This window comes from Thiomicrorhabdus chilensis DSM 12352 (assembly GCF_000483485.1).
In the GTDB taxonomy this organism is placed as follows: Bacteria; Pseudomonadota; Gammaproteobacteria; order Thiomicrospirales; family Thiomicrospiraceae; genus Thiomicrorhabdus; species Thiomicrorhabdus chilensis.
Genome location: NZ_KI519609.1, coordinates 2,420,676 through 2,441,997, shown reverse-complemented (window position 1 = coordinate 2,441,997; position 21,322 = coordinate 2,420,676). Strand labels below are relative to the sequence as shown.

Annotated in this window: 15 protein-coding genes; 9 read left to right on the top strand and 6 right to left on the bottom strand. The window is 49.2% G+C overall.

Translation table 11 applies throughout. The features are described from left to right. From B076_RS0111565 to B076_RS0111550, 4 genes are all read left to right on the top strand, one after another. A partial coding sequence (locus B076_RS0111565; RefSeq protein WP_028487465.1) for a VCBS domain-containing protein occupies window positions 1-5,583 on the top strand: 5,583 nt, incomplete at its 5' end. A gap of 151 nt (window positions 5,584-5,734) precedes the next feature. Further along, on the top strand, window positions 5,735-7,090 hold the full coding sequence (locus B076_RS0111560) for a Sel1-like repeat-containing protein kinase family protein (protein ID WP_028487464.1): 1,356 nt from the start codon (window positions 5,735-5,737) through the stop codon (window positions 7,088-7,090). Between the two features lie 227 nt (window positions 7,091-7,317). After that, window positions 7,318-7,836: an adenine phosphoribosyltransferase gene (locus tag B076_RS0111555; RefSeq protein ID WP_028487463.1), complete on the top strand. Its 519-nt coding sequence runs from the start codon at window positions 7,318-7,320 to the stop codon at window positions 7,834-7,836. A 70-nt stretch (window positions 7,837-7,906) separates the two neighbouring features. Then, window positions 7,907-9,301 carry a GGDEF domain-containing protein gene (locus B076_RS0111550; protein WP_028487462.1) on the top strand — a complete coding sequence of 465 codons (1,395 nt, stop codon included), beginning with the start codon at window positions 7,907-7,909 and terminating at the stop codon, window positions 9,299-9,301. A gap of 118 nt (window positions 9,302-9,419) precedes the next feature. Here the strand turns inward: B076_RS0111550 and argH are convergent, their stop codons facing one another. Beyond that, entirely contained in the window at window positions 9,420-10,820 is a 1,401-nt protein-coding gene (argH, locus tag B076_RS0111545) for an argininosuccinate lyase (RefSeq protein WP_028487461.1), read from the bottom strand. A 25-nt stretch (window positions 10,821-10,845) separates the two neighbouring features. Next, window positions 10,846-11,385, bottom strand: coding sequence for a thioredoxin family protein (locus B076_RS0111540; RefSeq protein ID WP_038150559.1), 540 nt, complete (start codon window positions 11,383-11,385; stop codon window positions 10,846-10,848). 229 nt (window positions 11,386-11,614) lie between these two features. Between B076_RS0111540 and hemC the strand changes: the two genes are divergently transcribed. From hemC to B076_RS0111520, 4 genes are read left to right on the top strand one after another with little or no spacing between them, the layout of a single operon-like run. Beyond that, the gene (gene hemC / locus B076_RS0111535; RefSeq protein WP_028487459.1) at window positions 11,615-12,553 is read left to right on the top strand and encodes a hydroxymethylbilane synthase; all 939 of its coding nucleotides are present in this window, start codon (window positions 11,615-11,617) and stop codon (window positions 12,551-12,553) included. Window positions 12,554-12,569: 16 nt separating this feature from the next. After that, a complete protein-coding gene (locus B076_RS0111530; protein WP_084205774.1) occupies window positions 12,570-13,376 on the top strand; it encodes a uroporphyrinogen-III synthase in 807 nt (268 codons plus the stop codon). 35 nt (window positions 13,377-13,411) lie between these two features. Next, window positions 13,412-14,866 carry a hypothetical protein gene (locus tag B076_RS0111525; protein ID WP_028487457.1) on the top strand — a complete coding sequence of 485 codons (1,455 nt, stop codon included), beginning with the start codon at window positions 13,412-13,414 and terminating at the stop codon, window positions 14,864-14,866. A 26-nt stretch (window positions 14,867-14,892) separates the two neighbouring features. After that, complete coding sequence (locus tag B076_RS0111520) at window positions 14,893-16,095, top strand: heme biosynthesis HemY N-terminal domain-containing protein (protein WP_028487456.1); 1,203 nt, start codon at window positions 14,893-14,895, stop codon at window positions 16,093-16,095. Window positions 16,096-16,169: 74 nt separating this feature from the next. On the opposite strand, the gene B076_RS0111515 is transcribed toward B076_RS0111520, so the two are convergent. The 4 genes from B076_RS0111515 to xthA are packed head-to-tail and all read right to left on the bottom strand — an operon-like array spanning window position 16,170 to window position 20,071. Further along, entirely contained in the window at window positions 16,170-17,486 is a 1,317-nt protein-coding gene (locus B076_RS0111515) for a GGDEF domain-containing protein (protein ID WP_028487455.1), read from the bottom strand. 37 nt (window positions 17,487-17,523) lie between these two features. Further along, window positions 17,524-18,528, bottom strand: coding sequence for a phospholipase A (locus B076_RS0111510; protein ID WP_051347331.1), 1,005 nt, complete (start codon window positions 18,526-18,528; stop codon window positions 17,524-17,526). A 22-nt stretch (window positions 18,529-18,550) separates the two neighbouring features. Continuing rightward, complete coding sequence (locus B076_RS0111505) at window positions 18,551-19,228, bottom strand: FAD-binding oxidoreductase (RefSeq protein ID WP_051347330.1); 678 nt, start codon at window positions 19,226-19,228, stop codon at window positions 18,551-18,553. Window positions 19,229-19,249: 21 nt separating this feature from the next. After that, the gene (xthA, locus tag B076_RS0111500; RefSeq protein WP_028487452.1) at window positions 19,250-20,071 is read right to left on the bottom strand and encodes an exodeoxyribonuclease III; all 822 of its coding nucleotides are present in this window, start codon (window positions 20,069-20,071) and stop codon (window positions 19,250-19,252) included. Window positions 20,072-20,431: 360 nt separating this feature from the next. Here xthA and purU point away from each other — a divergent pair, with 360 nt between their 5' ends. Further along, window positions 20,432-21,289: a formyltetrahydrofolate deformylase gene (purU, locus tag B076_RS0111495; RefSeq protein ID WP_028487451.1), complete on the top strand. Its 858-nt coding sequence runs from the start codon at window positions 20,432-20,434 to the stop codon at window positions 21,287-21,289. Window positions 21,290-21,322 lie beyond the last annotated feature (33 nt).

Below are 21,322 nucleotides of genomic sequence, written 5' to 3'. Positions count from 1 at the left end.
TACAACGTTGCGATCAGCGGTGCGAGCAGTGCGGCGTTCGAAGGAGCGGCCGTCCAAACTGGCAGCGACAGTGTAACCACGACGATCACAGACGAGGATGTTCTTCCAGATGCCGAAGATGATGAATTCAGCGCAACGGAAAGCGGACATGAATTTGTTGCCTCAGAAGATTCGGTAGATACCATTGCCGGTAAAGATGACGGTCAGTCGGCTTCCGGTAATGTATTGGCTAACGACACCACTAATAATGGATCGGCGGTGGTTGCGACCGTTTCGGTTGCAGGCTCGACTTATACCTTGCCTGTGAACGGTGCGGATGAAACGATTGTCACTGACTACGGTACCTTAACCATTAATAACATGGGTGCCTTTACGTTTGATGTCAATGAAACCAATGAGACTGTTCAGGCGCTTAATGCTGGCGATAGCTTGCCGGTGGAGTTTTCTTACGTAATCAGCGACGGAGTTAATCCGGCTTCTGATCCTGCAGCCTTGACGATTAATATTGAAGGGCGTGACGATGCGCCTGTGATTGAATCCGTGACCGCTAACGATCAGCCGTTGCATGTGGTGGATGGGTTGCTGGATTCGAATGAAGATGGCGTATTGGATCAAGTCAGCGCAGATGATTTGACCGTCAGAGATAAAGGCTTGATTTTCAATGCCGAAAACGGTGATTTGAATATCAATATGGGGGATGGCAATTCCAGTATGGCGGTGACCTACAACGGTGGTCAAGCGGGTTATCACAATGCAATCGGTTTCTATACGGCAGATGAAAACGGCCAGCCACTTAGCGCTCAAATTATTTACATTGAAGATGAAAGCATGGTGGGCTCGCAATCTGAAATGTTGGGTACTTTGAACAACCTGTCAGGTAATGTTGGATTCTTTATTATCCCAGATGGTGGTGATAAGGGAGTGTCATTGTCTTCACAAATCACGTTTGATAGCAACGGCGACTTATTGGTCGATGGCGTAAAGAAAACCGCTTACTTCACAGACAATGATTTGAATAACGATGGACATGACCATGCTGTTGCGGCTATGTCGGAAACCAACGATGGAATCGTAATTGGCTTTGAAGACCTGTCTTTGGGTGACCGTGATTTTGATGATGTTGTGATCACAATTCAGCCTTGTGTAACTCAAGGCGTACCGACAGAAACAGTGTTGCTGGCGGAGGATTTCGAAGGCATTAATCGAGGAGAAGGTGATCGTGCTGGAGCCAGTGGTTGGTATATCGATCATGGTGATAATGGTGATAATGTATTAGTCAGCGATAGTGGTATTTCATGGACGATGAATGATGCCGGCATCGAAGTCAGAGACAACGATGGTGTGCATGGTCTGGATACTGCAAATGACAGTGACCATTATGTTGAGCTGGATCCGCATAATGCTAGTGGAACAGACACAGAGCTGTCAACCAGTGTGAATCTAGGAACCAATGATTCCTTCACTCTGACGTTTGACATGATTCCAAGACCTGATGCAAAAGACAGCAGCGACATGACTTTCAGCTTCGGTGGTAATACGGTTGAGGTCAATGTGGATTCAAGCGGTAACTTGTCGTTTAATCCTGCTGATAACGTCGTTGCCACCTCTACGGCAAATGGTTGGACGACCATCACCGCAACCTTTGATAGTGTGGTTTCTCCGGCACAGTTGACCTTTGCAGGGGCAAATGATGGCGATACCCTAGGGGCTTATATCGATAACATCAAGCTGGTCGGCGTGGATCACAGTACGGCCAACACCATTCTGCAAGATGTTCAGTTGAGCGATGTTGACGATGCCAATCTTGAAGGTGCCACGCTAACATTGACCAACTTCATGGCTGGTGATGTCATTTCGGCCAACAATCTGCCAAGTGGTATTAGCGCTTCCATTAACGGTGGTGTGGTAACCCTGTCGGGCGGTGCCAGTGTGGCAACCTATGAAATGGCGCTGGAGTCGTTGACTTTTGAATCCAGCAGTGATGATAGAACGCCTCGCGAATTTGAGTTCACCGTAACCGATGGCGATAAAACCAGTAATACGATGTCGGTAATGGTTGATATCGGAGGTTGTGAGTTGAACCCTGCTGAACCGATGTCTCCACCGGTTGCGGATGAGGTTCGCACAACATCTAACCTTGATTCTGATGCCGTTGCCCTTGCTGCATTTGCGTCAGATTCAAACACGCCAGATGAAAGTCAAATCGCTTTCTTCAAGAAAATTGATATTGGCGGCGGCTTGGATGGTGATTTGAGTATTGTCGAAAATGATAACAGTGATCCGGCTGACTTAGGTGGAGAAGACTTGCAGACGGCTGAAGGTGACCTTAAATTTGACATTACTTCCTTGCCAGCATACGGCACGGTTTACATTGAAACAAGTTCCGACTTTGTCGCACTTGATAGTAGTAACTTGGCCGAAGTAAGCACCTTATTGACCACAGCAGACAAGGTCTACTGGGTGGCGACGCATGACCAAGTCGAAGTAAGCGGAGTAGAGCAAGTATTGGGTAATGTGTTCAATCAAGGAATGCAGGCCAGTTGGGAAAGCGAGGACGTTAGTTTGTTTGCTAGAAATACCAATGGTGAACAATCCGACATCACTTATGTATCTGCAGATGGTATTGGGGTTAACCAGGCAACTGGCGGGCCGTCAAGCCAGTTAGGTTATGATGCGAGAACTGGGCTGTCTGAATCTCTTATTATGGACTTTAAGAATCCGGTTACCAATGCAGAAATTGCAATCACCCATTTAATTAAAGGTGAAGGTGAAGTTGGTCATGTCAACGCCTATTTAGACGGTAAAGAAGTAGGAAGTTTCAGTTTCTCCAATGTTGAGGATGTTGCAGATATTACCCTGACTCCTGAGAAACTTGGTAGTAACAGTGCCGGTTCTAATGCAGGGACTTTCACGCTAGAAAATTTGGTTTTTGACCAGTTGATCTTCAGTAGTGAATCCTATGTTAATCAAGGTAGTCAGACTTCCGATTCCAGCGATTACTTTATCGGTGGCATTTCTTACCACGAAGTCAGTGGTGTTGAGTTTGAGTATAAAGTCATTGGTGAAAGTGACCTGAGCAGTGAAACGGTTAAGGTGCAGATTGATGTTGCTACCGATACGCCTGTTCCGGAGTTTACTAACACATTGGATGCATTTGACGATGCCGCTGAAGTCACTGAAGATACTGATAATTCGGTCTCTGGCAACGTAAAAGACAATGACGTGGATGCCCAAGGCGACCAGTTTGCAGTCACAACGGTGGGCAGCTTTACCGGCACTTACGGTACGCTTACCCTGGCTGCAGACGGTCAGTACACCTACACCTTGCATGATAACGATACGGTGAACGATCTGACTTCATCTGATCACCCAACCGATGCGTTTGTATATACGATTGAAGATGAGCACGGTGAAACCGATCAGGCGACCTTAACCATTACGGTAAACGGAACAGATGATAATACACCGCCTGTTTTAGAGTGTGACATTGCACAAGGTTCTGGTGAAACAGTATTGATGGGAACCAAGTCTGACGCCAATGATGGAACTCTGGCTCAGTGGGGGACGTTAGACGCCAATAATGTCTTAACTTCTAACGACGGTAAGGTGACCGTAACCGGTTATGCAGGCGACACCGTTAAAGGAGTCGCGTTTGGAAACAATAACAATGCCTCACACGACGGCACCGGTATTGGCGTAATTGGTTCGAATGATGACAACCAAATTGAATCGAATGTGGATGAGAAGTTGGTATTCGAATTTGCAGATTCGGTCGCGTCTATGACGTTTGGTCTGGCTTCGTTAGGGGGGAACTTTAGTGAATCTCATAACGCCAATGCTAAAGCCCATTGGGAAGCCTATAAAGACGGCGTGAAAGTGGCAGAAGGTGATGTTCAGCGTGATTCGGAAAGCGGAGCAGGAAACGATGGAGATGGCTTAGCCACCACCAACGAATTCACGGTTTCCGGTGTTGAATTCGATACGGTTGAGTTCACCACTGTGGTCGAAAACAACATCAATTCAAACTTCAGTGTTCAGTATATTGAAGCGGAATATGCGGCCACTATTTGTGAATTGCAAACTCTGGAAGACGTCTCCATTACATTGACCGAAGCCCAGATTCTGGCACACGCTTCCGATGCGGATAGTGACACGGTTTCGGTGAACAGCGTTGAATTGGCCGATGCGTCAACCGGCAGCCTGACAAATAACCAGGATGGCACTTGGACGTTTACGCCGAATACCGATTCGGATTACAGTCTGCAGGGTGATATTCAGCCGAAACTGAATATATCGGTCAAGGATGAGCATGGTGCGGTTTCCAATGTTTTGGAAGTGCCGGTTAAGGTGGTCGCGGTGGCGGATGCGCCTGATGTGACGCTTTCCGTTGGTGATCCAGAGATCAATACCACCACAGAAGAAGTTTACAGCGGCTACACGGCTGATGCCTATAATGGCAATAACTTTTATAGTGGAAATTTGTCCAATGGCAATGCATCGCTGAAGTTCAATTCAGTTAATGAGACCGCCATTGATACTCAATATGGCATTGGTGTTCAGTGGAACTCGAATGAAAGCGAGCAAGGTATTGACGATAATGAAACGCTGGTTATTAACTTAGGTGAAACTACTAGCAATGCTTCGTTTGATTTAAACACGGTTCAAGGATCTTCCAGCATTGATGGTAGCTGGTCAATTTTTGATGAAAATGGCGACCAAATTGAAGCGCCCACAGACTTTACGTTGAACAAAGATGGCACTGTCAATATTACCAGTAGCACGTCGTTTATGTACGTCGCGTTCGAAGCTCACTCACCTGGAAGCGGTGCGAGTGATAATGGTTATTTTGTTGATCCAAAAAGTATTGAGCTTGATGGTTTAACTGTTGATCTGAGCCAAGTTTGTTTGGGACAAACAATAGAGCAAAGTACAGGCGTTGAAAGCCTGACCTACTCATTGGACTTGTCCGCAAATCTGGTCGATACCGATGGCAGCGAATCACTGTCGGATGTGACCATTAGCGGATTGCCGGAATCGGGTGCGGTTTCTGTTACCGGAACGGGTGTAACTGCTAATGGTGATGGAACCTTCCGCGTCAGCCTTGAAGCGGACGATGTCAAGCTGGTCTCGACCGCTGGCGCTTTGAATGAAGATCAGTTAGCCGAGATTCATGCTGCAGTGACATCAACCGAAGCCAGTAATGGCGATACGGCTGTCACGGAAGTGAATGAAGAGGGTGATCATTTCCTATACGGCGATGATAATGAAGCTGAGCAATTTGCCATCACTGCAGATACCGTGATTGAGAACTTTGGTCTAGAGCAAGACACCTTGGATCTCAGTGAAGTGATTGAGATGGATGGTTCAAATATTGATGATAATGACCTTTCAAAGTATCTTCAGTTTGAATCTATCGATACCGACAATGATGGGAATGATGACAGTACAAAAGTGACGATTGATTCGAATGGTGATGAGAGCGCTGGCACTCAAACCGAAGTGGTCATCGATACCGTTATGGATAATGACGATACACTCAACATTCAAATTGATGACAACAACATCGATTATCAAAACGATTAATCGAGCGTTTTGATTTTAAGGCACCTTTTACGGTGCCTTTTTTTATGGTTGAATGAAAGCCGATTGTGGTTTAATTCAAAGTTTAAATCAAAAATAAGCAGGCCTGTCCGGTTTGGCAGTTTGGCAAGTTCGATGATTAATGGAGCGGTGAATGGCAAAAAACCTTGATAATCTGGGTGAAGTGTTGGAACAGCAGTCTGATTTGACTAAAGTCAAATCACTGGAAACCGACAGGCCTGTCTGTTTTTATCGAGTCACTCAGTGTGGAGATAAAGGCGACAAAAAACAGTTGGTTCAGGTATTGGATAATTTGCAGAATCATTATACGATCAAGCGCCAAAAGGACTTGTTGCATTACTTTAACCAGTTCAAGAGTTTTACTCACTTCAATGAAATCCGTAAAGTCGGCAAGCAGTATTTGCTGTTTTTTAATGATCCGGGCAAACAAACCTTGCAGACCTATGTTCACAAAAAAGAGCCGCTTGCGGTTGAGCGGGTCGAAAAACTGTTGGCGAACATGGTATCGGTTCTGGATAAAGTACACCGAGTCGGTTTTGTGCACAGTGCCATCTCTCCGGACACGATTTTTGCGGGTAAAAAGCGTTTTTATTTGATGGATTGGCGTCAGGCGATGCCGGCGTTAAGCGCTTATGAAAGCGAAATCTTGCCGAAAGACAATCGTTATACGCCGCCGGAGCGACTCAATGGCCAGCATGATGAGAAAGGTGACATCTACCAGCTGGGATGCACGTTATATTTTGCGCTGACCGGCAAGCATATTTATCGTCTAAAAAAAGTTAAAAATCCAATGGATCAGATGTGGGCGCAAGCTCGCCACTCCATCCATAAAATCAACCGGCTTCCGGTTTTCTGGCGTTATTTGATTGTTTGGATGACGGATAAAAATCCGCAAAACCGTCCGAGCCTGACTGAACTCAAGGCCTGGATCAAAACACGGACGGTGCCCGAATGGGTGCGCAAGAAGACGTTTGAATCTTACAAAAGCTACCCTCAAGACACGATGTTGGCGCTGGCCGATGCACATTATCTTTATGCGATTTACCAACAAGCTCAACAGTTAGAAGAACAGGGTGACCTGGACAGCGCTTTTAACCTCTATGAAAGTTGTGCTTTCAGGTCTTATTCGCTCGCGGAAGTGGCCCTTGCAAAGATGTATCAAAAAGGCATTCGCATTGAGATCTCGTTGCCCATGGCGGCGCATCTGTTTCAGCAGGCCTATCAAAAGGGCCATCCCGAAGCCGCTTATTGTCTGGCTGAAATGTTTGAGTGCGGTGAGGGGTTGCAGAAAAACCTTCAAAAAGCGTTCCGGCTTTACGAGTTTGCCGCTTTAAGGGGCAATTTGCATGCGCAGCATAAGATCGGTGACATGTTAATGCACGGTCAGGGCACGCAGGCGCATGAAGAGCGAGCGGTTTCGTGGTTGCGAATGGCCGCTCAGTCTGGCCATCAAGCAGCCTCTTCGAGACTGGTTGAACTGAAATTGTAACCGGCTTCTTGTTCCGTATGATAAGGCGTCCATTCGGTTTTGAAGGTAGTTTTCATGAGCCAGCGGAGTTCTAATTTCCTGCTTTTAAAATTCCTAACCCGTTCGGGTGAGTTTTTTCTTATAACTTAATTAGTAAATTTCATTATCATTTTCGCTGAATATGAGAATAATGTTTTTTAATAGAGGCAATTTGGATAAGATTGTTTTTTTGTTATTAGGAAACTGACATGTCTTTACATCCGCTTGCCCAATATTTAGATGCCGTTCCCGATTTCCCGAAGCCGGGCATTGTCTTCAGCGATATTTCGCCATTGTTGAAAACCCATTTTGTGGAAACCATTGATGCCATGAGTCAATTGTTCAGTGAGCAGGAATGGGCGGAAATTGACTGTTTGGCGGGCATTGAATCACGAGGATTCATTTTCGCTTCCGCCTTGGCCTACAAGCACAATAAAGGTTTCATTAAAGTGCGAAAGCCGGGCAAATTGCCAAATGTGTGCGCTTCGGTGGATTACGGGCTGGAATACGGCTCCGATACCTTGGAAATGCAACAGGGTGACGGCAGCCGAATCGTATTGCTGGATGACCTGATCGCCACGGGCGGTTCCATGGGTGCGGCCGCCGAACTGTGTGAAAAAGTCGGCTATCAGGTGGTCGGAATGGCTTGCCTGATTGATCTGGCGGCTTTGAACAGTTTCCGTTATCAAGGCAAGACCGTGCGTTCCGTGATTCAGTTGCCGGACTAACGACTTATTGAGCCTTTGCCTTTCACTCTTGCAAAGCGCTCTTACTATAAACGACAGGACAAAATAACCTATGCACATGCCCAGAATCACCAGTAAGATTTTTACCGATCAGTTTTTGTGGATGGTCACTTTGGGGTTGGTGGTTGGTTTCATTTTCCCACCGTTTATGATTTTGCTCGGAGTACCGGAAAGCAATGTGATGACGCCACTGTTTTATACCGCCTCTTTGATGGCTGGCTTCTTCATGGGCATCATGAATTTTGGCCTGGTGCATTTTGTGGTACGCCCGCATTTGAAAGAGTTGGCGGACCGTATGAAACTCATCAAGGAAACGGTCAACGACAAAACCTATCAAGAGTCGGATGCGCATTGCATGGGCGATTCCTGTTTCATCGAAGCCGTGTCGGATGACGAGTTTGGTGACAGCGCCCGGGCCTTCAACGAGATGGTGCAGGCGCTGCAAAGCGCGCATGAAGTCGAATATGTGTACACCAATTTTTCCAAAGCACTCTCCTCGAATCTGGAATTGGACGGCTTGGCCAAGGATGCCTTGCATCTGCTGATTGAGCACACCATGTGCAGCGCCGGCGGTTTGTACGTCGAATACGAAGGCGAGATGAAGATGGTGTATGCGCAAGGCATTGTCGATTCCGAGCAATTGGCGCAACACGCTTATATTCATCAGGCGATGGACGATTCGCGCATTGAGCGCATCACCTTGCCGGAAAACATTCAGGTGGATGGGCTTCTAACCCGTTTCCGTCCACAAGAGGTGGTGATTGTGCCGATTCTGTTCAAGCAGCGCAATCTGGGTGTGTTTGTGCTGGCCTCGCCGGTACACATCGACGAACCTTCGCTGAGTATGATCAACATGTTCCGTCAGGGCATGGGATTGGCGCTGAATAACGCCATCGCCCACGAAAGCCTGCAGCGTCTGGCGGCCTTGGACGGTTTGACCAATATCTACAACCGCCGATTTGGTCTTAAGCGCCTTAAGGAAGAGTTCAAGCGTACCCAGCGCAATGATTCACCATTGGGCGTGTTAATGATTGATATCGACCACTTCAAAAAGATCAACGACACTTACGGACATTTGCTGGGCGATAAGGCCATCGTTCTGGTCACCAAGACCATTTTGGGAACCCTGAGAGAAGGCGATGTCTTGGCGCGTTATGGCGGCGAGGAGTTTTTGGTGATTCTACCGGGTGCTTCCGAACAGAACTGTTGGAATACCGCAGAACGTATCCGCCGTTTGGTGGAAGATTCGCGTCTTAAAATCAACGATCAGGAAATTCAGTTCACCGTCAGTTTGGGTTATGTGTCCTTCCCTCAGAACCAGGTTGGGGATGAGATGGAGATGTTACACCATGCGGATCAGGCGTTGTATCAAGCCAAGGAAAGCGGGCGAAACAAGGTGGTCCCTTATTCGGATTTGATTGATGAGCCCAATAGCCAAAGCGCTTAAGTCTCACACTTAAGTCTTAATAAAAGGCAAATGCCCAGGGAATATTATTGTCGATTTGGCTTTTTTGACCAGGCCTGCCCAAAGTGAACAGGCCTGGTCAGATGATCGGATTTCCCGGTCATTTCAACCAGGTTTTGGCGCGTGCTGCTGCCGCGCGCACTTGATTGGGTGCGGTGCCGCCAAGGTGGTCGCGTGCAGCAACCGACCCTTCCAGAGTCAGTACGTCAAACACATCGTTTTCGATTTTGTCGCAGAAGCCCTGCAGAGTTTCCAGTGACATTTCCGACAAGTCCTGCCCGCTTTGAATGCCGTGCGCCACGGCCAGACCGACCACTTCATGGGAATCGCGGAACGCCAAGCCTTTGCCTACCAGATAATCGGCCAGGTCGGTGGCGGTCGAGAAACCGCGTTTGGCGGCCTCATAAGTCATTTCACGTTTGACGATGATGGCCGGAACCATATCGGCAAAGGCACGCAAGCTTCCGCGTACCGTATCCACCGTATCAAACAACGGCTCCTTGTCTTCCTGGTTGTCTTTATTGTAGGCCAAAGGCTGCGACTTCATCAGCGTCAAAAGGCTCATCAGGTGACCGTAAACACGTCCGCTTTTGCCGCGCACCAGTTCCGGCACATCCGGGTTTTTCTTTTGTGGCATAATCGATGAGCCGGTACAGAAACGATCCGGCAGGTCGATGAACTGGAACTGCGCCGAAGACCATAAAACCAGTTCTTCGGAAAAACGCGATAGATGCATCATCAGAGTGGCGGCAAAGGCGGTGAACTCGATGGCGAAATCGCGGTCGGATACGCCGTCCAATGAGTTTTCACTGATGCGCTCAAAGCCAAGCAGTTCAGCCGTGTAGGCGCGATCAATCGGGTAGGTGGTGCCGGCCAAAGCCGCGGAGCCTAAAGGAAGCGTATTGACACGTTTGCGGCAGTCCTCAAGACGTTCGATGTCGCGTTTGATCATTTCGAACCAGGCCAGCATGTGATGGCCAAAGGTCACCGGCTGGGCGGTTTGCAGATGGGTGAAACCGGGCATGATGGTATCGGCTTCACGTTCCGCCAATTCAACCAGGCCTGTCAGCAGTCGTTTCATTTCCGGCAGGATGGCATCGATTTCGTCACGAAGATACAGGCGGATGTCGGTCGCCACCTGGTCGTTGCGCGAACGCCCGGTATGCAGTTTTTTGCCGGTGATGCCAATCAGGTTGGTCAGGCGCGATTCGATATTCATGTGAATATCTTCCTGCTTGATGGACCATTCCACCTTGCCGGCTTCGATGTCTGCTTGAATCTGGGTCAAGCCGTTGAGGATGTCTTCGAGTTCCTGCTCATTGAGAATGCCGACTTTGGTGAGCATCTTGGCGTGCGCTTTGGAGCCTTGGATATCCTGCTTGTACATGCGGTTATCAAACTGGATCGATGCGGTAAATTCCTCAACAAACGCATCGGTCGATTCGCTGAAACGTGCGCTGGATAGTTTTTCTTGATTGTGTTGATTGCTCTGTGTTGTCATGACTCTCTCAAAGAATTACAAAATTTTAAGGGTTAAGCGACTTTTTCTGGAGCTGTATTTCATACAGCTCAGGCGTAGCAGGAATGCGCAATGTCAGCCCCATATTTCGGTAGGCGATATTCAAATTCCGATGAATCACCCCGGCGTACATGTGAATGTTGGATATGCCTACGATGCGCGGCGCCACTTCGCGGCCGTCACCATCCAAAAAAATCACCGTCGGGGTCAGGTCTGCATTCAATGCATAAGCCCATTCCGATTTTTTGATAGGTTCACCCCGTAAGCCGGGAATGGTCTGCTGTTCATCCACCCCTACGTGGCGCATCAGCACCACCTTGCCGTCGTAGTTGCCGCGCATTGACATCGGGTTAAACACCTCTTCGACCAGTTGCTCACAGAATTCGCACCATTCGGCACCGAACATCAGCATAATCGGCAGGCCTGTCTGTTTGGCCTCTTCTGCCAGTTGTTGGAGATTTTGCAACTCCTGAAACGAAGCGGCTTTTCCAGCATCGGCCCTTTGAGCGTAGCTAGCCAGCGTAAAGCTTAGCAGCATACCTGTCATAAACAGGACCGTTACCTGTTTGTAAGATTGCCTAAACAGCCTGACGAGATCGAACAAAGTCGGTGAACTCCGCTTAATGGGTTTGTGAAAAACGCTCAATAAGGCATTATTTTAACTAAAACTTTGCAACTGTTTTCAGTAAAATGGCTAAAGTAAATTAAATCTAAAATAAATCCCTCAAAATAATCCGGCATTTTTGCCCGGCAAGTCGAAAACATTGGAAAGCATTATGAAAAAAACCTTACGCATCGCCACCCGAAAAAGCCCTTTAGCCATGTGGCAGGCCGAATTTGTCAAAGCGGAACTTGAAAAAGCGCATCCGGGTTTGCAAATTGAGCTTCTGCCGATGAGCACCAAAGGCGACAAGATTTTGGATGTGCCCTTGGCGAAAATCGGCGGTAAGGGTTTGTTCACCAAAGAGCTTGAAGACCGTATGATGGATGGTGAAGCGGACATCGCCGTGCATTCGATGAAGGATGTGCCGATGGAGCTGCCTGAAGGGTTTGCCTTGGGTGCCATTCTGGAACGTCATGCACCGACCGACGCTTTTGTCTCCAACAATCACGCTTCTTTTGAAGATCTTCCGCAAGGCGCGATTTTGGGAACTTCCAGCTTGCGCCGTAAAGCGCAATTGATGGCGAAGCGTCCGGATTTGGATGTGCGCGATTTGCGCGGAAATGTCGGTACCCGTTTGGGCAAGCTGGACGCCGGAGAATACGATGCGATTGTATTGGCCACATCGGGATTACAGCGCCTGAAGCTGGATGAGCGTATCCGCCATGAACTCACGCCGGAGGTGTGCCTGCCTGCGGTGACACAGGGAACTTTGGGAATTGAGTATTTCGCCAAAGATGAGGAAACCTTGGAAATCATCAAGGTGCTCAACCACACCGATACCGAAATTCGTACCACCGCAGAGCGCGCCATGAACCACCGTTTGGAAGGCGGCTGTCAGGTGCCGATCGGGGTGTTCGCCGAACTGCACGGCGAACAGATCAAAATGCGCGGTTTGGTGGGGGCTCTGGACGGTTCAACCATCCTGAGAGCGAACATTGAAGGTCCGCAAAAAGATGCGCATGCTTTGGGTGTGGCCTTGGCGGAAGATTTGCTGGGCCAGGGAGCCAAGGCGATTCTGGACGAAGTTTATTCCGCAGAGCGCGAGTCCTAAATCGCGATAAGTGACCATGATGTCAACTACGAGCGCAAGGTTCAGCTTGCTTAACACGCGGCCCGAACATCAGGCTGTAGCTTTAGCGGACTTGGTGAAGCAGGCGGGTGGTGAGGCATTTGCATGCCCGACCATCGCCATCGAATCCATGCCGATTGCGGAGGATGATTTCAATTTGACCGAGTTTGATAAGGTCTTGTTTATCAGTGCCAACGCGGTCAAGGAGTTTGTCTCTCGGCTGGGTTCCGATGCCCTGTCCGCTTTTTCGCCACAGGTGGCGCTTTATGCCATCGGGCAAGCCACGCTCAAGGCGGGCGCGCTCTATGGTTTGCCGATGCAGACCGCTGAAGGCGGGTTTTACGACAGCGAATCCTTGCTGGAACGCGACGATTTGCAGCAGTTGCAAGGTCAGCGGATTTTAATCGTCAAAGGTGCAAACGGACGGGATTTGCTGGAAAGCCGTTTTTTGCAACGAGGCGCACAGGTGCAAAGCTGGACACTTTACCGGCGTATTCCGTGTCCTTTATGTAAAGAGGTTTGGTCTCAATTCAAAAGCGCCTCCAATCCGGTGGTGTTGGCCACCAGTTTGACCAGTCTGGCGTATTTGCTGGAGGCTTTGCAAAGGGTGCAAAAAGAGTCGTCTGAAAATGAACAGGCCTGGTCGGATTGGTTGTTACTCCAGCCACTGGTGGTGTTCAGCGAACGCATTCGGCAGTGGGCCAAGTCGCAAGGTTGGCGCGGTAAAATCGCGGTGGTGAAAACGCACAGCGATGCAGGCATTGTAGACTGTATAATCAATGATATTATGGCAAGTAAGCGTTAGCACGCAAAGAATCGACAGGCTAAGGAAAAGCGAAAATGACAGAACCGGTAACCCCTAAAGCAGAACGTCGTGTGATTGACGGTGAAGTGGTGGATCAACCTAATAACTCCTCCCAAGACTCTGTCCAGAAGAGTGCTCAAGATTCGAAAAAGGATTCCGCTTCCAAGCGGACACAGTCGGCCTCAAAAAAAGCGTTTTCGGACAAGCGGGCCAGTCAGGATGGGCAAACAAAAGCATCGGCCGGAAACGGGCCCAAGCCTGCTGGAGGGGTGCCTGTATGGTTGAAAAAGTCGCTGTTGTGGATGCTGATGTTGGCGGTGGTGGTGGCCACCTTGTTTTATACGCGTCCCGACCAGGATTGGCAGATTGAACATATTAACCGACTGCAATCTCAAGTTGCGCAGCTGCATGAGACCAATCAACTATTGGTGAGCAAGGTCGAACAGCAGCAACAGGAGATTGATAAAAAGATCACTGAGGTGCTCAACCGGCCTGAAAACCAGCCTTTGGTCAGTCAGGGCGATCTGGATGCGTTAAAGGCTGAAGTCGCCGATCAGGTCAGCACGGTGAAACAAGAGTTGCAGCAACAGCTGAAAATCATTGGGGATCAGGCTGAAAGCAAGTGGGAAACACTTGCCGATAAAGCACAGCAGGCTTTGCAACCGTCTGACCAGGATGTGCAGTCACTCAAACAGTTTAAGGAGAACGTTCAGTCTGAGTTGAGCCAGGTGGGTGAAGAATTGGCGCAGCTGTTGGATTTTAAGGCCAAGCAGGAAAACCAGCCTCAGCAGGCAAAGCCGTCCACAACACCCGCGCCCCTAAGCAACCTGCAGATCCAGCAGTGGATGGTCGCCATCAATACGCAATGGTTGCTGGACGGCAATGCTCAGAAAACCCAACAGCAACTTTTGGCACTGGAGCAGGCTGTGGCTTTGAGTGAGATCGCCGTCAAAACCGAAGTGGCGCGTCGTATCGGTGAGGATTTGAGTTATGTCAAACAGTTTGCGGCCGGTCAGCAGAGTCAGCAGGCACAGCAGGTAGCCGTTATCGACAAACTCCATGCACTGGTTGAGCAGCTTTCCGAACCTTCCTTGCAGGCTTCCGAACTCTCGGTGCAGGAGCCTGGAGCGGAATCCGCATCAACAGTCGACAAACTGTTGAATAAGTTCAGCGGACTCGTCAGCCTTAAAAAACGTGAGGACAGTGAGTCCTTGTCAGCGGTGGAATCTTTATTGCGTTTTGATGTGCTCAAACAGCGTTTGAGTTTGTTGATTGACCGTCTGGATTGGGCTTTCACCACTCAATCGGCAGAGCAGGTAGAACAGGCAAGTGAGCAGATCAAGGTCTTTGTGAGCCAGCATTTCCCTCAGCAGATATCGGCTTTTGAAGCGGCGCTCAGTGAGGTTTCGGTTCAGTCTGTATCGCACAGAGAAACCTTGAATATCATTGTGGCCAGCCGGCAGGAAGGGTTTGATGCCGTTCAGCCATAAATTAATAAAGGGCTTATAAAAAGCATATGAAACAGGTCATTATTTGGGCGATTGTGTTTGGGGTTAGTACCCTGTTGGCGAGCTTGATGTTGCATGACAACGGCCATCTTTCGATGGTGTGGGGAGATTGGGTCATCGAAACCAGCTTGAGCTTTGCGCTGGCCAGCGCGGTGGTTGGTTTTTTATTGGTTTATCTGTTAATTCGCCTGTTGCTTAATCTCTGGCATTTTCCGGCGTTTTGGCGCAACCGAAGCCGCATGAAACGTTATACCAAGGCCGAAAATGCCATGGCGAAAGGCATGATCGCACTGGAATACGGCGATTGGCAAAAAGCCGAAAAGCAGTTGATTAAAAGCGCAAAACACAGTGAAGCCGGTTTGGTGCATTACTTGAGCGCCGCCAAAATGGCTGATAATCAGCAGGCCTGGGCGCGGCGTGATCAGTATCTGGCGCAGGCTCGTTCCGAATATCCGGATGAGTATGTCACCATTGGTTTAGTGGAGGCGCGTCTGCTCAGCGACGACAATCCTGAAGTGGCCCTGACCATTCTGGAAACCTTGCATGAGCAGCAGCCCAAACAGCAAACTATTTTGGTGGAATATGCGCGGCTGTTGCGTGAGTTGCACCTGTGGGAACGCCTGGAAACACTGATGCCGGAATTGAAACGTTGTCGTTCCGTTGGACGTGACGACTATGCCGAGATTGAGGTGGAGTTATGGGCTGGCAAACTTGCCAATGCCTCTACTGAAGAGCGTTTGGAATCGATTTGGCAGCAGTTGGATAACCGCCAGAAATTGACCGCGCCGATTTTGGCCGAGTATGTCGAGCAACGCCTGGGGTGGCAACAGGAAGTGGGGCTGGCGGAATGGATTGAAAAAAGTCTCAAGAAGCAGTGGAATGACCGTTTGGTTTATCAATACGGACGCTTGAGCATCGGGCCTGCGTTTGAGCGTCTTAAAAAGGCCGAACCTTGGCTGAAATTGCAGCCGGAAAATCCGGTTCTGCTGTTGAGTTTAGGGCGTTTGGCTTGTCGAAGCCAGCTATGGGGTCGCGGCCAGAGTTATTTGAAAAAGAGTTTGGGTTTGCGAGCGGAGATCGAGACCTTTCATGCGCTGGCGCAATGTTATGAATCCGAAGGCGAAGAGCGACAAGCGGCTTTGATTTATAAGCAGGCCATTTTGCAATTGGAGAAAAAACCTGCGGGCACCGCCTCTGACGAACCGGGTTGATTTTGGCTTTGCTCAGATAGCTTGGCTTTTCTTTTCAGGAATATGACCATCTCCCAGCGCGGTGAAACGCAAGTTTATTGTTGCGGGCGATCCTGCTGCATGCGCTGTGTTGCGCTGTGCAGTATCTGCTTGGCAAAGGTGCCGTCTTCTTCGCCGTAGCTGGCGCATCCCATCTTGAACTCAAATTGATAATCTAGTGCCGATTCACCTCTATTCGACTCGGTGAAACCCTGCATCAGACACTGGCGCAAGTGCTGTTGCATGACCTGGACATTCTGGGCATCCGTTTCCGGTGCAATCACCACGAAGAGGTTGTCGCTGATTCGAAATGCCAAGTCGGTGACCCGAGTGCCTTGAATGATTAGACGACCGAAGGTTTGCACCTCATTTTCCTGCTCTGGACTGCTTTCCGTATCGGTTTTCGGTGTGTTTTTACCCGGGGTGACCCCATTAAGTTTAATTACAATCAATGACAGCGGATGTTGGTAACGTCGGCTGCGAAGCAGTTCGTATTGCATCACTTCATTGAAGCGTTCACGGTGGAACAGCCCGGTTTCGTGTTCAGTGACGATCAGCGCATCGAGTTTGTTGTAGATGCGTTGGATGGTGTGAATGTGTTCGCTTATCTTGGCATCCATTTGATCAATCTCAAGAACGTCTTGCGGGGTTCTTTGCCAGTCAATTTTCTGATTGTGTGTGTCCAGCTTCAAGTCGCTGATTCTGCCTGAAAGGTTTTGCAGGGGGAGCATCAATTTGGCTTGCAGAAAACGCTCGGTCAAAAACAGCCCGATTAAAATGAAAGCGGCAAAAAAGGTGACGAAAAACAGCAGCGTTGACAGTGACGACACATTGGAAAGCGAAATGGGCGCCTTGAAGGCGATGGTGCCGGCGTGCTGGCCGACAAAGATCTGGCCGGCTCTGACGGCTTCGGCGTGGCAGCTTAAACAGTTCTGTTGGAACTGCACCGGATAGGCGGCGTAGAGATAACCATCGGTTAATTCCGTTGAAAAGGTGGCCTTTTTAGTTCCTTCAATTTCATCAATCAAGGCGTCGATAACGGGAGGTTCATCGTTGGCATGGAGGGCGTGAGTTTGCACTGTGTTTGGATCAGTAAAAGCCGGGCCTTTCCTTAGGTAAAAGTTGGCCATGGGTTCGGTTTGGTTTAAGGTTTTCAGCAAAGCTTCAATGTTATGCGTTTGCCAGCCGGTTGCCAGATATTGGTTTACCTGCTGTTCAGAGTGCTTTTTTAGGGTCTTGATGTCGTTTTCGATATTGGCTTTGAGAATGAAGTAACCCGGAATCAAACTAACCGGCAGAGCGATGATGAAGCTGATGAGAATCGCCAGCAAAATCTGTTTGCGCATGAGTTTTTTAAACGAGCTGGGCTGCATAGCCTGATTCCTTGTGAGGGATGCTGTTTCTTAGGGTTTATATCCGGTCCGCCAGCACAATGCCAATGCCGATTTTGTTGCTATGGTAGTCTAAATCAATCAGGCTGTCGCCATAACCGTGAAACCACTGCACGTAACCTTTGATCTTTTTGGTCAGCGGATAAGTATAGTCGAGTTGCGCGGAGCCGTACTGGTTCAGCAAATAACGGTTGCGCAAGGTCACGCCCAGTGTGTGTTTTTTAAACTGGTAACCGAGTTCAATCTCATAATCCCCTAGGTACTTGGCATAATCAAAGCTGTTATCGAACTCATCCTGTTCTTCAAATCGTTGCCAGGTTTTGAAACTTAAATAGCCTTCAGGGCGTTGCAATAAGCCTTGCACGAACAGGCGGTTCCAGCCTCGCGATAGGGTGCCGCTCTGGCCGTTGGACTGGTGATTCAAGCCAATCAGCACTTTGTGCAGGTTGAAGTCGAAAAAATCCAAATTGGCATGGAATTCCGCCCATATCTCCGGTTCATGATTGGTTTCCCGGAAAGGGATGGAGTCCTTGTCATCGAAAAACTGCCAAAACGAACGGTTGGTGTAGGCGGCATAGATATCGAAGGTGTCGTAAATTACGTTTTTGGCGAGCGGGAACTTGAAACTCAGCTGGAACTGCATCTCGGTATTCTCAAAATGCAACGGGGTGTCGGGATCTTGTTCCTGAAAAGGAGTCTGGTTGACTGAGGGCATGTAATAGCCGAACAATGCGTAATTGAGTCGGTGCGGCGTGATGACAAACGGATTTTTTTCGGTCAGGACTTCGCTTAGGCGACGTTTGGTCAGTGGTTGTTCGGGAGCTTTGGCTTCGGAACATTGTTGGCGTATTTCTCCGACCGTGAGGGTGTCGGCGCCGTTTAGAAGCATATTGTGAATGCATACGTTATAAGCGTCGGGTACGACCTCGGTGAGATTTTGTGCACCGTTTTCGGGTGTGACAGTGGTTTGCGCATGAGACGCAATGGACACTAAGCTTAAACCCAAAATCAGTGCTTTTTTCATGTTTTTTATCTCATTAAGTGTCTCAGTGGATGCAGGCAATCGGATCCAGCCCGGCCTGGATAAAATCCTGTTTGGCGCTTTCAATCATCGGCCAAGGACCGCACATATAGACCGTCTTATGCGTCAGGCTTGGATAGTCTTTGAGCACCTGCCGGTGAACCAGACCGGACAAGCCTTTCCAGTCCGGGTTGTCTTCAGATATCACAGGGACATAGATCAGATTGCCGTGTCTCTGTTCCAGCTCCAGCATTTCTTCATGCTGGTAGAGGTCTTGTGGCTGACGTGCTCCCCAGTAAAAATGCAGCGGCACTTCGGCATGTTGGCGCAAAAATTCGTCCAACAGCGCTTTCATTGGAGCGAAGCCGGTTCCGCCGGCAACAAAAATCACCGGATTATGAGCCGGCTTGAAAGTCATTTGATCTTTTGGGCCTTGCATGACCAGCGTGTCGCCGACCTGAACGTTAAACAGGCGTTCCATCCAAGGATTGTCGCCATGTTTGCGGATATGACATTCGATCAGGCCGTCTTCACGCGGAGCCGAAGCAATCGAAAAAGGTTTCAAGTCGTCGCGCTCAAAACCCAGCAGGATGTACTGGCCGGCGGCATAGGTCACCGGAAAATCCGGTTTCATCAGAAGCTGGATGATTTCGGGGGTGAATTTTTCTAGATGCACCACTTTAAGGGGGTGAAAGTCTGACATTTGGATTCCTGGTTAAAGCGCTTAGAGTTTGAATTCGGTCCATACCGGTGCGTGGTCGGAGGGCTTCTCCATACCGCGCACTCCGTAGCTGACCGAGCTTTCGACGGCTTTGTCGTTAAGTGGCTGGGTGGCAAGTACGGTATCGATACGAAGTCCGCGTCTGGGTTCCCGGTCAAACCCTTTGGAGCGGTAATCAAACCAGCTGAACAGGTTGTCTTCATCCGGGTGCACGGTGCGGAAGGTATCTTTGAGTCCCCAGTTTAACAGGTCTGCCCACATTTGGCGCTCTTCCGGCAAAAAGCTGGTTTTGCCGTCACGCAACCAGCGTTTGCGGTTGGCTTCGCCGATACCGATGTCTTTGTCTTCAGGCGAGATGTTGAAATCGCCGATGACACTCAGATATTGGTTGGGATCGCACTCTTCGTTGAGATAGGTCATTAGGTCGGCATAGAATTTCTGCTTGGCCGGAAACTTGATTGGATGTTCGCGGTTTTCTCCCTGCGGGAAGTAGCCGTTGATGACGCGAAGGCTTTCGCCGTTTGGCAGTTTGAAGTCACCGATTACCATGCGCTTTTGGGCGTCTTCGCCATCGGTTTTCCAACCCTTTTGAAAATCGACCAGTTCCAACTCCTTTTTATAGAGCAAGGCGACGCCATAGTGGGTTTTTTGTCCCATGAAAATGGCGTTATAACCCATGGCTTCAATATCGGCCAGCGGAAATTCATGGTCTTGAACTTTGGTTTCCTGAAGGCCGATGATGTCCGGGTCGATATGGTCGGTTAGGGCTTGTAGCTGGTGCAGCCTGAGGCGCACGCTGTTGACGTTGAAAGAGACGATTTTCATATGGTGTTCCAGAGACGTTTAAATTACCCGGAATTATAACCAAGTTTGGCTGTGTTTTATATGGGCAGGCCTGCATAACTTTCGTTGGGTTCCGCGGGATTGAAAGGCCGGTTTCTATTGTTTGCATGCAAAAGCAATGGACCTTGATTTTGGCGCTTGGAAAAGCGGGCGATGGCGTAGTCCGATGGACTCAGTCTGACCAGGCCTGCTCATTTTCAACTGGGTCAAATGAATGTAGGTATTCTGAAAGAGATGCGGAATCAAATTTAAGGTGTAATCGGTATTTAGAGACTCGCTATTGTCGGCAAGTTTGCTATGATAACGTCTTATTCAAACTCTATTTAATGGAAGTAATTGGTTATGAGTCGAGTCTATCGTTTGGTGATTTCATGTCCCGATCAGGTTGGGATTGTGGCGGGTGTGGCCCAGTATATTGCTGATAAGGGCGCCACCATCGTGGAAGCCAATCACCATACCGATCCGGTAAACGGCTGGTTCTTTATGCGTCACGAGATTCTGGCGTCATCGCTGAAAGAGAATCTGGCGACCTTTGAAGCCGGATTTGCCGAGATTGCGCAACAGTTTCAGATGGAGTGGTTCATTTCCGATTCGGAGAAACCCAAAAAAATCGCCCTGTTTGCTTCCAGGGAATCGCACTGTCTGGCCGATTTACTGCATCGCTGGCATGAAAGCGAACTGCCGGGTGAGGTGGTGTGTGTGATTGCCAACCATGACGATTTACGTTCGATGGTAGAGTGGTATCAGGTGCCGTTCCATCATGTTCCGGTTACTCCGGACAGCAAACCGCAGGCGTTTGCGCAAACCGAGGCGTTGGTTGAGCAGTATCAGGCCGACGTCATCGTATTGGCACGTTACATGCAGATTCTGCCGCCGCAGATGTGTGCCGACTATACCGGCCGGGTGATCAATATTCACCACAGTTTCTTGCCGTCATTTGTAGGCGCCAAACCTTATCATCAGGCGAATGAACGCGGAGTCAAACTGATTGGCGCGACCTGCCACTACGTCACCGAAGTGTTGGATGCCGGTCCGATTATCGAGCAGGACGTGATTCGCGTGAATCATGCGCACAGCATAGAGGACATGAAACGTCTGGGGCGTGATGTCGAGAAGACGGTCTTGTCGCGCGGCTTGCGCTTTCATTTAGAGGACCGCGTGTTGATTCACGGCAACAAAACCGTGGTGTTTGAAAGCTAGAATCAACGCCGAAAACTCTTCCAGCAAAGCGTT